The following is a 16136-nucleotide window of genomic DNA, read 5'->3' as shown; positions in this document are numbered from 1 at the left end:
CATACTTATAATATTAAGATATATGTTTATGCATTATAGATATAATCATTGACTATAGTTTCTAATAGTTCTTGGCGACCAGATTCATTAACGATTTGATCATTTTCAAGAGCATACTCTGCCAACTCTTTCAAACCAACTTTGCCATCTACGATATCTTTTCCAATACCTTGTGTATAACTCTTGTATCTCTTATCAACATATTCTTCAAGAGCATTTTCTTCTAATAGTTTAGCTGCTGCTAACAGACCTTTTGCAAAATTATCCATTCCAGCGATATAACCGTATAATAAATCATCCAACTCAAATGAACCTCTTCTTAATTTGGAATCAAAATTCAATCCTCCAGGAGCGATTCCTCCATTTTTAAGTACTTCATACATAGCTAAAGTACTATCGTAGATATTAGTTGGGAATTGATCAGTATCCCATCCAAGTAGCATATCACCTTGATTTGCATCAATGCTTCCAAGTACATCATTAATTCTACAAGTATGAAGTTCATGTTGGAAAGTGTGTCCTGCCAAGGTTGCATGATTAGCTTCTATATTCATCTTGAAATATCCATCTAAGTTATATTTTCTTAAAAACGCAAGTACTGTAGCAGTATCAAAATCATATTGATGCTTTGTAGGCTCTTTTGGTTTAGGCTCAATTAAGAATTGTCCAGTGAATCCTATTTCCTCGGCGTAATCAACAGCCATTTTTAAGAATCTGGCTAAATTGTCAAGTTCTAATCCCATATCAGTGTTGAGTAGTGTTTCGTATCCTTCACGTCCACCCCAGAAAACATAATTCTCTGCACCAAGACGTTTTGCTACTTCTAGCATCTTTTTAACTTTTGCTGCACAATAAGCAAATACATCTGCATTACATGAAGTTGCAGCTCCGTGTACGAATCTTGGATGGCTAAACATGTTAGATGTAGCCCATAATAGTTTTACACCTGTTTCTTGTTGAAGTTTTTCTAGGTAATCCACCATTTCATCAAGATTATCCAATGTTTCTTGTAAAGTTTTTCCTTCTGGAGCAACATCTACATCATGAAAACAATAATACTCCATCCCAAGGATCTCCATTAATTCAAAACCTGCTTTAGCTCTCTCTTTAGCAAGTTCCATTCCTTCTAATCCATCCCATGCTCTAACATACGTTCCTAATCCGAATGGATCTGAACCATTTGCTGCTAGAGTGTGCCAATAGCTCATAGCAAATCTAAGATGCTCTTTCATTGGTTTACCAGCAATTACTTCATCCTTATTATAATACTTGAATGATAATGGATTCTTAGATTTTGGTCCTTCATATTTTACATTTTCTACATTGAAATAGCTCATTTTCATTTCTCCTTTTTTATGTTTTATAGTTTTTAAAATCACTTTAAAAAGTTCCCAAAAAAATATAATTGAATTGTCTTTTTTAATTTAAGTAAATTATAGCATATCAAAAAAACTTTTTCAACCCATATTAAAAAGTTTTTAGGGGACTATCCTTTAATACGTTTTGAATGTTAATATGTCCCCTATATTTACCTTGATTTCCTTCACTAATATCCTAATTCCTCGTCTACAATTAACACTTTCAATCTATCTTTATCTTTTTGACCTTGTATGATTGTAAGGTAATTGCATATTCTCTCGCTAGATGTACAATCCACACATTTCTTCAAATAAACACAAGGTGGTTTATAGTCTGCTCTTATTGCATTATTGGGAGCAGCTATATTCTTGGCTCTGTTTATTGCTTCATCAAGAGTACTAACTACTTTGTTAACACCAATAACTAGAATTACTTTGTCAGGTCCGTACATAATAGCTGCAACTCTATTACCACTATGATCAATATTTACAATCTGCCCGTCCATTGAAACAGCATTGCTTCCACATATGTACCAATCTGCAGTAAGGGATTCCTTCTTGAACTCCTTGATTTGCTCTTCGCTTTTTGCTGATGACTTATCTATAACTTCATTTCCTCTATTACTCAGTTGATTAATCACATCTAATTGTTCTAGAGTATTGGAATGTCCAACTCCAACAGAACCTTTTAGTGGTATTAATTCTAAAATTCTCTGGTTCGTCTCTTCTATTGTATTATAAAATTCTGCCTTAATATTTCTTTGCTTAAAATTATCAATGATTACTTCTTTTGTTACATTGTCCATTTTAACCTTCCCCCTAAGCATTATTTTATAAATTTATACATTTCATTTAAAAATCAAATTGTTATATTTTCTTCAACTGATTATTAATAAAAGAATTCGCCTCCTATTCATCCTTCCAATTATTATTGTATAGGTAACAATAAATTATATCTTCCCATTTTCCATTAATCAGCATGTAATTTTTTATTAAATTATTTCCCACAAAACCTGCTTTTCTCATAACGTTACCGCTTTTTTCATTGCTCTTACTATAGCCTCCGCTTATTCTCATAAGATTAAGCTCTCGAAACACATAATCCGTACCTAATTTCACAGCCTCTGTCATATAACCTTTACCTTGTTCATGCTCATCCATACTATAACCAATTTCACATGAACACATAGGTTTTTTCATGATAAACTCAAAATTCAATTCTCCAATAACTCTTTTATTATCTTCTTTTCTAAAAATGAATAGTCTTATAGCTTTACCTTCTTCAGCATCTTTTAGACTTCTCTGATTTAATTTTTCCCATCGTTCTCTTGTATAATATCTGTCATTATGTTCCGGTTCAAATGGAGCCAAGTAATCTTTGTTCCTCAAATGATATTTATATACTTCATCTGTGTCATTCTTTTCAGCTAACCTAAGTATTATCCTATCACTTGCTATGTACGGTTTTTTATACATTACTGCTTTCGCCTCCTTACATATAATTATAACATATTAACATTAAATATGATATAAAAACAAATATTATATCAATACTTAATTTGCTATATAATTTTCAATATGTTAAGAGACAATAATGTTATAACAAAAAGGAACTGCTCACAATACATTTTATAAAAGATGACCTAGTAAAACAGCTAATCAATATCTATCTTACTGGCAATTAATTATCTAAAAAATGTATTATGAGACAGCCCCTTTTTATTGATTTATTATTTCAATAAAGTTTCAGGATCAAAGTATTCTAGATTTAATCCTGTTGCTACATTATCATAAGTTACCTTTCCATCATAAGTATTAAGACCTAATAATAATCTCTTATCTTCAAGTAGAGCTTCTTTCACACCTTTATTAGCCATTTTTACAAGGTATGGAAGAGTTACACCTGTTAAAGCATAAGTAGAAGTTCTTGGAACAGCTCCTGGCATATTGGCAACACTATAATGAATGACTCCGTGTCTTTCATAACATGGATTGTCATGAGTAGTTATATGATCTATAGTTTCTATAGAACCACCTTGGTCAATAGCTACATCAACTATAACAGAACCTTTCTTCATTGTCTTAACCATATCTTCTTTTACTATCTTAGGAGCTTTTGCACCTTTTACAAGTACAGCACCAATCAATAAATCGGCTCTTTTAACCATTTGGCAGATATTATAATCGTTACAGATAAGTGTTGAAACTCTTCCACCAAATATATCATCTAATTGTGCAAGACGATGAGCATTGATATCAAGTATTGTTACTCTAGCACCAAGACCTAAAGCCATTTTTGCAGCATTGGTACCAACGATTCCTCCACCTATAATAACAACTTCTGCTGGTAAAACTCCTGGAACACCACCAAGTAGAACACCCATTCCACCATTATACTTTTGAAGTAAATGTGCACCAACTTGTGTTGACATTCTTCCTGCTACTTCGCTCATAGGAACCAATAATGGTAAAGAACCGTCTTTTTCTTCAACAGTTTCATAAGCTATACCAGTAACTTTTTTCTTAAGTAAAGCTTTAGTAAGAGGCTCATTAGGAGCAAGATGTAGATATGTATATAGTGTTTGACCTTCTTTGAATAGGTCATATTCACATTCTAAAGGCTCTTTTACTTTTACTATGATATCTGCTGTATCGAATATATCAGTATTCTTTTCTTTTATAACCCCACCAGCTTCAACATATTCTTCATCAGTTATACCACTTCCAAGTCCTGCCTTAGTTTCAACATATACTGTGTGACCATTTTTTACTAGAGCACTTACACCTGCAGGAGTTAATCCTACTCTGTTTTCATTGTTTTTAATTTCTTTTAATACACCTATAATCATAAATTTCCTCCTCCTTAAATAATTTATATATACTATACAGTATGATAGCTTTAATCGGTATTAGCTAAGAACTGTATACTACCAACAGGATACTAATGAATATTTCTATTTGGACGTCTCCATTGATGGAATGATTGAGTGTGAATTCTTGACTGTGGATAAAACTACGTTTGTTTTAGTTTTTTTGATGCCTTCGATTGCTTTTATTTTATTCAATAGTTGCTCTAGAGAAAATGTATCCTTAGTAACAATCTTTAATGAATAGTCATATTCACCAGCTATATACAGACAATCGAGTATTTCATCTGTTTCTTGAATAAAGTTAATGAAATCATCAGTATACTTAGGTCTATCAATAGCAATGAACATGATTGCTGTCAATCTTTTATTCAGATAATTAGGGTTAATAATTGTTGTATATTGATCTATGATACCTCCGGATTCAAGTTTTTTCAGCCTATCACTTACAGCTGATATAGACAAATTGATCTGGGAGCTTATTTCTGAAACAGTGGATCTTGCATTTTTTTGCAATAATCTTAAAATACTAATATCAATCGAATCCATATAGCCCTCTTTTCTAATAATTATATTGGCAGTAACTCTTTTTTGCATTCTATTCCTTAAGTATAATATATTCACGTATTACAAACTGTATTAGTAATTTTTAAGTTCAGTCATGATACCTAACAAAATAATTCTTGTATATATGTATTTATACCTGAATAATTAATATGTGAAATGTCTTATAATGTCAGTATATACTATGGAAAACCATTTTTAAATATTTTTGATTTAATTCAGTAATATTTTTTGTGATTTAAATATTCATCTTTAATATTTTTTTCCATTTTTTTGATTGGCTTATTTATATTTATATTGATAATAAATTAACTAAGTAACATACACCAAATATGTAAACCAATTATATCAAAAGTTAAAAAATACATCTGTTAATTATTATTAATATACAGATGTATTTTCTTTTATTTAATAAAGCATTTATTCATTATTGCTTAACATTATTTCTTTGGCATTATATGTATTCCCCTTTTTTGAGTATCTAAGGCTGCTTCGTGTATAGCTTCTCCAAGAGTTGGATGAGCATGAATTGTCTTAATAACATCCATAGTCTTTAAACCATTTTGTATGGCTAAAACTCCTTCATGTATTAAATCAGATGCATGAGGTCCTAATATATGCATACCTAATATTGCATCGTCTTCTTCACGTGCAATAATCTTGACAAATCCTTCATCTTCTCCTAGAGCCATTGCTTTTCCATTAGCTGAAAACATGAATTTGCCAATTTTTACATTAATGTTTTCTTCTTTTGCTTGCTGTTCTGTCATACCTACACAAGCAATCTCCGGAAAAACAAATATACAGCTTGGTACCACTTGAGAACCTTCATCAGAGCCAACACCCATTATATGATCAACTACTTCAATTCCTTGATGAGAAGCCGCATGTGCAAGCATTATCTTACCGTTTACATCGCCTATAGCATATATTCCTTTTACAGATGTTTCATTATTTTCATCAACTTTGATACCCTTACTATCATAATCAATACCGATTTCAGTTAAACCTATATTTTCCAGATTAGGTTTTCTTCCCACTGCAACCAATACCTTATCTGCCTCTACTATCTTTTCTTTATTTTTGCTTTCATAACATACTTGCATTTTATTGTTATCACTAATAATCTTAGTGACTTTTGATTTAGTCATTATATCAATATTTTTTTTCTTCGCCATTGATTTAAAACGTTTTGAAACACCTATATCCACACCACTTAAAATATTAGGAAGAAACTCTATTACAGAAACTTGTGACCCAAAAGCATTGAAGATACTAGCGAATTCCATACCAACAACGCCACCGCCTATAATCACTAATTTTTCTGGTATCTCTTCACACTCCAATATTTCTTTGGTTGTAAGGACATTTGGTTCACAGATTCCATCAATAGGAGGTTTTACAGGCATTGAACCTGTTGCTATTATTATATTTTTTCCTTTTATAATCTCTGTATCGCCGTTTGTTTTGATAACTTCTACAGTTTGCTGGTCTTTTATTATACCTGTACCATCTAGTATCAAAATACCGTTATCATTCAATAACTTTTCAACACCACTGACTAATTTTTCTACTACGTCATCTTTCCTTTTTAGTACACTCTTATAATTGATGTTATAGCTCTCTATGTCGATACCAAATTCTTCACTTCTACCTAGGGTATTTATTATCTCAGCATTTCTATATAGAGCTTTTGTAGGTATACAGCCTCTATTAAGACAAGTGCCACCAAATCTATCCTTCTCGATTATACAAACTTTAGCACCAAGCTGAGCGGCTCTTATGGCTGCCACATAACCTCCAGGTCCACCACCTATTACAATAATATCCTTCATTGATTCACCTCCCATTTATTCAGATTATTTTGTGTAGCGCAATATTGGTTTTCTAGCTGCTGTAACTTCATCAAATCTTCTGATACAAGTTTTAAATGGAGCTTTTTTCAATTCCTCTGGATTACTAATGGACTCTTCTTTTATCTTGATAAGCGCCTCTATAAAACCATCCATATTTTCCTTGCTTTCAGTTTCTGTAGGCTCTATCATCAAAGCACTATCTATTATAAGTGGAAAATATATTGTAGGTGGATGATATCCATAATCCATAAGTCTCTTGGCAACATCCAATGTTGTTACGTGACCTTCATTTTCTCCTAATCCACCTAAAACAAATTCATGTTTACATACTTCATCAACTGGCAATATATAATCTTCTTTTAATCTTTCCTTCATATAATTAGCGTTAAGTACTGCTAACCTGCTTGCCTGTCTCAAGCCTTCTCCTCCCATAGTAAGAATATAGGTATAAGCTTTTACAAGCACTCCAAAATTACCATAGAAGTTTTTAACTGCTCCTATAGATGTCTCTATATCATTTTTAAGAGTATAATTGTCGCCTTCTTTATCTACTATTGGTCTTGGAAGGAATGGAGCTAATTCTTTAACCACACCAACTGGTCCACTTCCTGGTCCTCCTCCTCCATGAGGTGCTGAAAATGTCTTATGGAGATTAAGATGGACAATATCAAATCCCATATCCCCAGGGCGTGTTATTCCCATATTAGCGTTCATATTGGCACCATCATAATATAGTAACCCTCCTACCTCATGAACCAGCTCTGATATAGTGAGGATATCCTTTTCAAATAGACCAAGTGTATTAGGATTAGTAAGCATAAGTCCTGCAACATCTTCATCCAATACTTCTTTTAGCGCCTCTATATCTACAATTCCCTTATCATTTGATTTGATTTCAACAGATGTAAAACCTGCCATACTAGTACTGGCTGGATTAGTACCATGTGCAGAATCTGGGATAATGATCTTTTTCTTATTATGATTACCATTATAATCATGATATGCCTTAACTATCATAAGTCCTGTCAACTCTCCCTGAGCCCCTGCAGCAGGCTGTAAAGAAACTTTTGACATACCAGTTATCTCTTGTAGACTTTCTTGTAGGTTATACATTAGTTCCATTGCTCCCTGTACTGTGCTTTCTGGCTGCAATGGATGAAGTTTTGTGAACCCATCTAGGGAAGCCATATCTTCATTTATCTTTGGATTATATTTCATTGTACAAGAACCAAGAGGATAGAATCCAGTGTCTACACCAAAGTTTTTATTAGATAACAATGTAAAATGACGTATTACATCTACTTCACTTACTTGTGGCAGCTGTGCATCTTCTTTTCTAAGAAATTCAGCTGGAATAAGTTCCTCTATGTTAGTATCAGGTACGTCACACTCTGGAAGGCAATAACTTTTTCTACCATCTTTTGATACCTCGAAAATCAATTTATCGTATTCTATCATTTACATCCCCTCCATTATGTTTACTAAATCATCTATTTGTTTCTTTGTTCTTTTCTCAGTTACACATAGGAGTATATCATCATTATAATTACTGTAATCCCCTCCTAGTTCATAACCTCCAAGAATATTGTTATGTAGAAGCTCTTTGTTGACTTTTTCAGGTTTTATACTGCTCTTAACCACAAACTCCATGAAAAATGGTTTATTGAACCTGAGTTCGTATTTACTGGACTTACCTATTAGTTCAGCAGCATAATGAGCTTTCTTTAGACAATTCTTAGCTACTTCTTTTAATCCTTCTTTTCCGAGAGTACTAAGATATATAGCAGCAGTAAGAGCATTAAGACCTTGGTTGGATGTAATATTGGAAGTTGCTTTATCACGTCTTATATGTTGTTCTCTAGCTTGTAGAGTCAACACAAAACCTCTTTTTCCATTTACATCTTCTGCCTGACCTACTATCCTGCCTGGAAGTTTTCTCATCAATTTTTTAGTACAGGAAATAAATCCTAGATATGGACCTCCAAAATTAAGTGGATTTCCTAGACTTTGACCTTCACCAATAACTATATCAGCACCATATTCACCTGGAGTTTTTAGAATAGCCAGTGATATTGGGTCTGCATTAATCATTAACAGTCCTTTTGAATCATGGGTAATTTTTTCTACTTCACTCATATTTTCTATAATTCCAAAGAAGTTAGGATTTTGGACAATCACTCCTGCAACATCTTTATCCATCTTATTTCTTAAATCATCTATATCAGTAACGCCATCATTTTCTTCTATTTCAATAAGTTCTATTCCCTTATATTTTGTATAAGTCTCTAAAACTTTTCTTGTACCTGGACTCACAGTCCTAGATACAGCAATTTTATTTCTTCTTGTGGCTCCACATGCCATGAGGGCTCCCTCTGCTGTAGCAGTAGAACCGTCATATAATGAAGCATTGGCTACATCCATACCTGTCAATTCGCATATCATGCTTTGATATTCAAATATAGCCTGTAATGTACCTTGGCTGATTTCAGGCTGGTATGGAGTGTAAGCAGTATAGAATTCAGAACGTGAAGTTATATGTTTTATAATTGATGGTATATAATGGTCATATGCTCCTGCTCCTAAGAAACATATCAGATCGTCTACACCTTTATTACTGTCAGCAAACTTTTTCATGTACTGACTTACTTCCAATTCACTCATTGGTTCATTAATATTCAATAATTTCTTTAACCTTATTTTCTCAGGCACATCATCAAATAAAGCATCTATGCTTTCTACCCCTATAACTTCTAACATACTCTTTATATCTTCTTCGGTATGTGGTAAATATGGAAACATAAGCTACCTACCTCCTTACATTTTAATTTTTATTTATCGCAGAACTCTTCGTATTCTTTTGCATTCATTAGACCTTCTATATCATTTTCATCAGTTAATTCAATTTTACAGATATAATTAGTGTATGGGTCAGTATTAATTAATTCTGGCTCATCATCCAAATCTTCATTAACCTCTACTATTGTACCTCCAACAGGCATATATATGTCTGATGCAGCTTTTACTGATTCTACAACACTAAATGCATCTTCTTTAGAGAATTCATCATCTATTTCTGGTAATTCCACATAAACTATTTGACCCATAGCATGTTGCGCATAATCTGATACACCTACTATTGCAGTATTCCCATCTACTTTAACCCATTCATGATTTTTAGTGTAATAATAACCTTCCATAATTTTCATTGTCAATTCCTCCTAAATTTATTTTATATTATTTAGTGTAGATATACGAGGCATAGCCTCTTTTGTTTAACTATTTGGAATAATTTTTCTTATAGAATTTTTTGCTTACAACCTTAGCTGGTACTTGTTTTTTCCTTATCTTAACACTTACATCTGTACCCATTTTAGTATAATCTATATCAATTAAACCCAGAGCTACAGTTTTACCTACTGATGGTGATTGATAACCTGTAGTTATAACTCCTATCTTATCTCCATCAGGTGATAAAATATCATAACCATGTCTAGCTATACCTTTTCCAAGTAATTCAATACCCACTAGCTTTCTTGATAGTCCTTGCTCTTTTTGTTTAACCAATACATCTTTACCTATAAAATCTGTATCTAATTTAATAAAATATCCTAATGATGCTTCTAATGGAGTTATGTCCTTATCTATCTCATTTCCATATAAGGGTAATGCAACCTCGAATCTAAGTGTATCCCTGCAACCTAACCCAGCAGGTTTTAACCCTTCATCTTTACCAGCTTCCATTATTGCTTCCCATATATTGACTATATTATCTAGAGAAGTATATATTTCAAAACCATCTTCTCCTGTATATCCTGTTCTTGATACAATACATTTATTATTATTGACTAACACGTTCTCATTGAATCTGAAAAATGTTATTGTCTGTAAATCAGTGTCTGTCAATTTTTGGAGTATTTCTTGTGCTTTTGGTCCTTGTAGTGCAACTTCTGCTACATCATCGCTAATATTTTCTAAATCAACATCAAATGAACCTTTTTGCTCTACCATCCAATTGTAGTCTTTTTCAATATTGCTTGCATTAATTACAAGGAGATAGTCAGTGGTATTATATTTATAGACTAACAAATCATCTACAACACCACCGTCTTCATAGCACATGAGTGTATACATGACTCCATTATCAGTAATGACTGATATATCGTTGGTAACTAGATTCTGTATGTAGTTTTCTGCCTCTTCTCCCTTAACTGTAACTTCGCCCATATGACTTACGTCAAACATCCCTGCATTATTTCTTACAGCATTATGCTCTTCAAGAATACTTTCATAATATAATGGAAGTTCAAAACCTGCGAAATCTACTATATTTCCATTATATTTCTTGTGAGTATCGTATAAAGCTGTTCTTTTACTTTGTTCCATATGTAAACCTCCCTTTATCTATATATTGAACTTAAAAATCTATACACCCATTAAATAAGCTCAATATATTTTACTTGATTTCATAAGTCTAATTGATCTAAATAATTGGCTATATAACAATTATTTAATTGGACTTATATAGAATATATTAGTATTATGATTTAAAAACCATATAGCATAACGGTCGTTCAGATAGTATAGGGGAATATTTCCCCTATACTATCTTCACTCGGTAATCTAGCCATATTTTTAAGCATTATTGAATATACCGTTAAAATAATAAAAAGGATAAGAGAGCATTTTAATGTAAATGCCGTCTTATCCTGTATTTTTACCTGAGAGATTCTATCATTGAGATATTGCTCCTTCGGTGCTTTCAAAAAGCTTTCCAGAATTCCCATCCAATTGCGATCCTTTTGCCTGAAAGATTCGATAGAAATATGGCTTATTTCTATGTTGCTTCTTCGGCTCCTTAAACAGGTATCTCTCGCAATTTTCACATAGGATTCATTATATAATTATTATTCAAATCATATTTATATACTAATATATATGTTAATGAGTTTAATAAGTTACACTCATCATTTATAATTTCATATTAATGTATTATCAGAAATTTTTCAAGTGTTTTTATAAAATATGTTAATAAATATTATTAAAAACAAATACCTGATATCTAATCGTTAATCATAAAGGTGATTACGCCAAAACTTTCATCTTTCATTCTGTTAAAGCTTTCTCGTGCATTAGTTGTTTCAACAAGGTCTAGAGTATAGCAGTATTCTGTTATACCTGATAGATCCATTTTGAAATTAGTTTCCCATGTATTATTCATAATCCATGAGTACACATCTCTTTTATTGTTTTCTTCCTTATTGTCACAAAGAACTATTGGATGATGTTTTAATTCTCCCATATATATAAGTGGTGTGTCTTTTGTTTGGATTAAGATAGTATTCTTGTCTGATTCATATATCAAGCCGTTATCAACAAGATAATATTCCATACAAGTACCTGGAACCTGATCGATACCTGGTCTCATTACAGCATCACTTTTATCAATATATTTAGTTGCATTAAGGTTGTCAAGTGTTAATGGTAGATATACACTTTCAATATCTGTAGATAATGTTTTAGCTATTTTGTATTTAAACTCTAATTTTGGTAGAGTATTGTATAGTTTTATGATTACAGAACTAAAATAAGTACCTTCCAATTCATATATAAGTTCAACAGTTGTAAATATCTCACCATTATCAATAATCTTAATATCAACTAATTTTCCTATATATTTTTCAGCATGAAGACCGCGTATATTTCTACCTAATAATCTTCTTTCTTCATATACATCAGTTTTTACTGGTGTTTTTTCATAGATAGGAGTAAAGAAAGCACTATCTCCTTCTTTTAACATCTCAACTTTATCAACCTTATTATAGAAGGAAGTTACTCCTTTACCTATTTCATAGGATATTTTGAAGTAATCATTTTCTATTCCATAAGGGATTTTATAATTTGTTGTATCGTAATCATTAACGATATCTTTTACTCTTTCTGCTCCTACATAAGCAACTCTTGTATTAACAATTTCTTTTTTAAAAACTTCTTCATAGCTGTAGACTTTTTCTTCATTAGCTTCAAAAGTATCTACAAAGCTGATTAGTACACCTCTTGGATGAGAAGACATCTGAGCCTTCATTTCTTCACCTGTGGATTCACAAATAACTTTGACACCTTGATATTTCCATACTTCTATATAGAATTCTACAACGCTTTTAAGTCTTTTATTTGATGGATTGATTGCTTTTATCTTACCACTTAGGTCATAATAACGAAGTTTGTCACCTTTTTTATGAGTAATTCTATTAAGATCTTTAGCTGAAGCCTCATGTGCCTTAGATGCATAGCTTATATTTCTGATGTCCAGATTCTGTACCATTGTATCATAAGGATTAGTAATTGTAGAAGAATGACCCCAAGTATGTTCAGCAAATAGTAACATGTTGTCTTCTGCTTCTCTTACTAATTTTTCATTACTTATATTACCATCTCTATCTAATCTTTTACATAAATGGTACATTCTTTGAGCTTCTTTGTAATGTTTTACTGCATATGGTGTACTTCCCACACCATTAGCCCACCAATCTGTTAAATCACCTGTGTACACTGGTGCATCTTTTACTTGGTCTTTAATCTTATCATAGAATTCTTGCACTGTTACCATTTGAAGTTCAATCTCATCACCATAGACATCATTAAACTCTTTTATGGTTCTTATAATATCTGTATTTGGTGGAGCGTTATCACTGAACACACCTGATACACAGGCAGGAATAAAGTTATAATCATATCCATTTTCAGCGCATTGTTCAAGATAATTATCTATATTATGCTTAAGTGCATCAATATGATTTTGAGGCTGAGTTTTGCCGAAATAGTTTTCTGTCATGAAATTAATGTTTTTATTATAGATTATACCTAGTGCATTACCCAAGTTGTAATGTTCTCCGCTGAATACCAATAATCTTTTACCGTCTTTATTCTCCCAATAATAAGGTTTTTGATTTTGATAAAGAGGGTACATTCCATGATGAGTATGAATGTTAGTAAATAAAAATTCAATATTATTATCTAATAATACATCAAATGTTCCAAGGGAAATTCCATTTACATCCGCATTCATGGCTACTTTTACATCAATTCCCTGTTCACCAAAAATATCAACCATCTCTTTTGTTCTTTTGTTCAATACTTCTTTATCAACTAAATCATTAAAATTCAAATAGGTAGCAGATAATCCGATATTATTAGATTTTACTACATCATAGAAATCATTTTTTTCTTGTTCTGTAGCTTCCTCCAAGAATCTTTCTACACAATAGTATGTTTCACAATTCCATTTGAAGTCTTTGTCGATTGTTCCATTCTTATAGCCTTCTTTGATTGTGTTTACTGCTGACTTGATGTAATCAACATGAGTATAAATAATTCTTTCTTGTAAATCAGTATAACCTATGTCAGTATGTGAATGATGCAGAATATACATGGTCCATTTTCTATCTAGCATAATATAAAAGCCTCCTTAACATTGTACCATTAATAATATACTTCCAAATAATGATATACCAATACTTCTATAAAATATTGTTTAATCTTGTTTATTTTTTGTTTTATTTTGTCTTGTTAATTTACATATTATCCTTATTTTTTTATAAATATTTTGTCCTTATTTTACTTTTTTGCTAAAACAACATATATGAATTAGAAATTGGTAATACTTATTATATGATTATATAAAATAATTAATCGAGGAAGTGATTAAATGAATTTAAATAATTCTATACATTGCCCTGTTTGTAATTCCACCAATTTAATGGCAAAACATCAAGCTACCTTTACCTATTCTTATAAAATAGGTACAGATAATAATATACCCCAAAATGATAAGAATGTATCGTTTGAATTTGATACCAGGGAAAACGGAGATTCTTTTCAATATATCCAATGTGAAAATTGTGGCACCAAATTCCCCTGTGATTTCAACCTCAATCCTGACCAATTCGATTTTACTATACTCCAAAAAGCTGTACGCTCTGACCACACAAGAAAACCTGAATTCTTAGGATAGGAGATTATAATGAAACTATCTAAAAACCTGACAAAAAATATAGATGCAATCAATAAAATACTACCTATCAAAAAAAGTTTTGATATCATTGGACGAGACCTTACTTTTGGAAATACAAAAGGGTATCTTGTCTTTATAGATGGATTTGCAAAAGACGATATAATGTTATGGTTACTAGAAAACCTTCAAAATCTGCCTGCAAAGGATACAAATATCAATGATTTGAAACAATGGATCTCAAGTCATATTGGATATATAGAAGTTGAAATCTTCCATGATTATGATACTATTAGAGATTCTGTACTATCAGGAGCAGTTGGGTTAATATTAGAAAATCAATCTGAGGGTATAATAATTGATGCTAGAACTTATCCTGCAAGAGGTCCCGAAGAACCTGATCTTGAAAAAGTAACACGTGGTTCTCGTGATGGATTAGTTGAAACAGTTATCTTCAATACTGCATTAATAAGAAGAAGGGTAAGAGATTCTAGATTAATCTTTGAAATGACTACTGTAGGAAAACGTTCTAAAACCGATGTTTCAATCGGTTATATTGCAGATTTGGTTGATGACAAACTACTTGAGGACCTTCATAAGAAAATGGATAACATTCAAGTTGAATCTCTTATAATGGCTGAAAAATCTCTTGAAGAACTACTGATAAAGAAAAAATGGTATAACCCAATGCCACAAGTACGTTTTACAGAAAGACCTGACGTTGTGGCAGCTCATCTTCTTGAAGGTCATATTGCTATTATAGTAGATACATCGCCTAGTGTAATTTTGCTTCCTACAACCTTCTTTCATTTCACTCAACATTCGGAAGACTATTATCAAAATCCGTTAGTGGGAACATATATAAGATGGATAAGGTTTCTGTCCATTTTTATAGCTATGGTATTATCACCACTTTGGCTTTTATTCGCATTAAATCCATCGTATCTACCTGAAGCTCTAGAATTCATTGGTCCAGAAGAAGTTGGTAATATCCCCTTGTTCATTCAATTCATCATATTGGAGTTAGGTCTTGATATGTTGAGGATTGCATCAATTCATACCCCTAATACCTTATCTACTTCTCTAGGTATAATCGGTGGTTTGATTCTTAGTCAATTCGCTGTAGATGTAGGTTGGTTCATACCAGAAACCATATTGTACATGGCAATTGTGGGAATATGCACCTTTGCTTCTCCAAGTATTGAATTTGCACTAGCAATACGCTTATTTAGACTATTCCTATTATTGCTGACTGGTTTATTCAATGCATATGGATTCTTTGCCGGTATAATAATCATACTTATCATTATCGGAACCACCAAAACCTTTAGTGGTATGCGATATACATGGCCTCTCATTCCTTTTAATGGGAAAGCCCTTTCTAATATACTCCTTAGAAAACCTATAATTGAAATCAAAAGAAATAACAAAAAATACAAAGATAACAATAAATCTAGTTAATTGATTATAATAATATATTTTC

General features: G+C 31.9%; 13 protein-coding genes and 2 riboswitches. Of the genes, 2 read left to right on the top strand and 11 right to left on the bottom strand.

The window, feature by feature from the left end; all coding sequences use genetic code 11:
* Positions 1 to 26: 26 nt before the first annotated feature.
* From xylA to HYG85_RS21185, 11 genes are all read right to left on the bottom strand, one after another.
* Complete coding sequence (xylA, locus tag HYG85_RS21235; protein ID WP_330619178.1) at positions 27 to 1337, bottom strand: xylose isomerase; 1311 nt, start codon at positions 1335 to 1337, stop codon at positions 27 to 29.
* Positions 1338 to 1546: 209 nt separating this feature from the next.
* A complete protein-coding gene (locus tag HYG85_RS21230; protein ID WP_212691350.1) occupies positions 1547 to 2164 on the bottom strand; it encodes a lactate utilization protein in 618 nt (205 codons plus the stop codon).
* Between the two features lie 103 nt (positions 2165 to 2267).
* Positions 2268 to 2834 carry a GNAT family N-acetyltransferase gene (locus HYG85_RS21225; protein ID WP_212691349.1) on the bottom strand — a complete coding sequence of 189 codons (567 nt, stop codon included), beginning with the start codon at positions 2832 to 2834 and terminating at the stop codon, positions 2268 to 2270.
* 254 nt (positions 2835 to 3088) lie between these two features.
* Positions 3089 to 4207: an alanine dehydrogenase gene (ald, locus tag HYG85_RS21220; protein ID WP_212691348.1), complete on the bottom strand. Its 1119-nt coding sequence runs from the start codon at positions 4205 to 4207 to the stop codon at positions 3089 to 3091.
* A gap of 105 nt (positions 4208 to 4312) precedes the next feature.
* Positions 4313 to 4774 (bottom strand): Lrp/AsnC family transcriptional regulator, encoded by a 462-nt coding sequence (locus tag HYG85_RS21215; RefSeq protein ID WP_212691347.1) that lies wholly within the window; start codon positions 4772 to 4774, stop codon positions 4313 to 4315.
* A gap of 455 nt (positions 4775 to 5229) precedes the next feature.
* On the bottom strand, positions 5230 to 6624 hold the full coding sequence (gene lpdA / locus HYG85_RS21210; protein ID WP_212691346.1) for a dihydrolipoyl dehydrogenase: 1395 nt from the start codon (positions 6622 to 6624) through the stop codon (positions 5230 to 5232).
* 24 nt (positions 6625 to 6648) lie between these two features.
* Positions 6649 to 8103: an aminomethyl-transferring glycine dehydrogenase subunit GcvPB gene (gene gcvPB, locus HYG85_RS21205; protein ID WP_212691345.1), complete on the bottom strand. Its 1455-nt coding sequence runs from the start codon at positions 8101 to 8103 to the stop codon at positions 6649 to 6651.
* Positions 8104 to 9444, bottom strand: coding sequence for an aminomethyl-transferring glycine dehydrogenase subunit GcvPA (gene gcvPA / locus HYG85_RS21200; protein ID WP_212691344.1), 1341 nt, complete (start codon positions 9442 to 9444; stop codon positions 8104 to 8106).
* Between the two features lie 29 nt (positions 9445 to 9473).
* Positions 9474 to 9851, bottom strand: coding sequence for a glycine cleavage system protein GcvH (gene gcvH / locus HYG85_RS21195; RefSeq protein ID WP_113675393.1), 378 nt, complete (start codon positions 9849 to 9851; stop codon positions 9474 to 9476).
* Positions 9852 to 9921: 70 nt separating this feature from the next.
* Entirely contained in the window at positions 9922 to 11028 is a 1107-nt protein-coding gene (gene gcvT, locus HYG85_RS21190) for a glycine cleavage system aminomethyltransferase GcvT (protein WP_212691343.1), read from the bottom strand.
* 320 nt (positions 11029 to 11348) lie between these two features.
* Positions 11349 to 11423: riboswitch (glycine riboswitch) on the bottom strand.
* A gap of 3 nt (positions 11424 to 11426) precedes the next feature.
* Positions 11427 to 11528, bottom strand: a riboswitch (glycine riboswitch).
* Between the two features lie 176 nt (positions 11529 to 11704).
* On the bottom strand, positions 11705 to 14095 hold the full coding sequence (locus tag HYG85_RS21185; RefSeq protein WP_212691342.1) for a glycoside hydrolase family 38 N-terminal domain-containing protein: 2391 nt from the start codon (positions 14093 to 14095) through the stop codon (positions 11705 to 11707).
* Positions 14096 to 14350: 255 nt separating this feature from the next.
* On the opposite strand from HYG85_RS21185, the gene HYG85_RS21180 reads away from it, so the two are divergent.
* Both HYG85_RS21180 and HYG85_RS21175 read left to right on the top strand, forming a co-directional pair.
* A complete protein-coding gene (locus HYG85_RS21180) occupies positions 14351 to 14656 on the top strand; it encodes a hypothetical protein (RefSeq protein WP_113675396.1) in 306 nt (101 codons plus the stop codon).
* Positions 14657 to 14665: 9 nt separating this feature from the next.
* Positions 14666 to 16114: a spore germination protein gene (locus HYG85_RS21175; protein WP_212691341.1), complete on the top strand. Its 1449-nt coding sequence runs from the start codon at positions 14666 to 14668 to the stop codon at positions 16112 to 16114.
* The last annotated feature ends 22 nt before the right edge of the window (positions 16115 to 16136 follow it).

Source organism: Vallitalea guaymasensis (assembly GCF_018141425.1).
Taxonomy (GTDB): Bacteria; Bacillota; Clostridia; order Lachnospirales; family Vallitaleaceae; genus Vallitalea; species Vallitalea guaymasensis.
This window is presented reverse-complemented; position numbering and strand designations above follow the sequence as displayed.

Excerpts from the sequence above, each read along its gene's own strand:
- xylA (WP_330619178.1), bottom strand. The coding sequence starts at position 1,337 with ATGAGCTATTTCAATGTAGAAAATGTAAAATATGAAGGACCAAAATCT.
- HYG85_RS21230 (WP_212691350.1), bottom strand. The coding sequence starts at position 2,164 with ATGGACAATGTAACAAAAGAAGTAATCATTGATAATTTTAAGCAAAGA.
- HYG85_RS21225 (WP_212691349.1), bottom strand. The coding sequence starts at position 2,834 with ATGTATAAAAAACCGTACATAGCAAGTGATAGGATAATACTTAGGTTA.
- ald (WP_212691348.1), bottom strand. The coding sequence starts at position 4,207 with ATGATTATAGGTGTATTAAAAGAAATTAAAAACAATGAAAACAGAGTA.
- HYG85_RS21215 (WP_212691347.1), bottom strand. The coding sequence starts at position 4,774 with ATGGATTCGATTGATATTAGTATTTTAAGATTATTGCAAAAAAATGCA.
- lpdA (WP_212691346.1), bottom strand. The coding sequence starts at position 6,624 with ATGAAGGATATTATTGTAATAGGTGGTGGACCTGGAGGTTATGTGGCA.
- gcvPB (WP_212691345.1), bottom strand. The coding sequence starts at position 8,103 with ATGATAGAATACGATAAATTGATTTTCGAGGTATCAAAAGATGGTAGA.
- gcvPA (WP_212691344.1), bottom strand. The coding sequence starts at position 9,444 with ATGTTTCCATATTTACCACATACCGAAGAAGATATAAAGAGTATGTTA.
- gcvH (WP_113675393.1), bottom strand. The coding sequence starts at position 9,851 with ATGAAAATTATGGAAGGTTATTATTACACTAAAAATCATGAATGGGTT.
- gcvT (WP_212691343.1), bottom strand. The coding sequence starts at position 11,028 with ATGGAACAAAGTAAAAGAACAGCTTTATACGATACTCACAAGAAATAT.
- HYG85_RS21185 (WP_212691342.1), bottom strand. The coding sequence starts at position 14,095 with ATGCTAGATAGAAAATGGACCATGTATATTCTGCATCATTCACATACT.
- HYG85_RS21180 (WP_113675396.1), top strand. The coding sequence starts at position 14,351 with ATGAATTTAAATAATTCTATACATTGCCCTGTTTGTAATTCCACCAAT.
- HYG85_RS21175 (WP_212691341.1), top strand. The coding sequence starts at position 14,666 with ATGAAACTATCTAAAAACCTGACAAAAAATATAGATGCAATCAATAAA.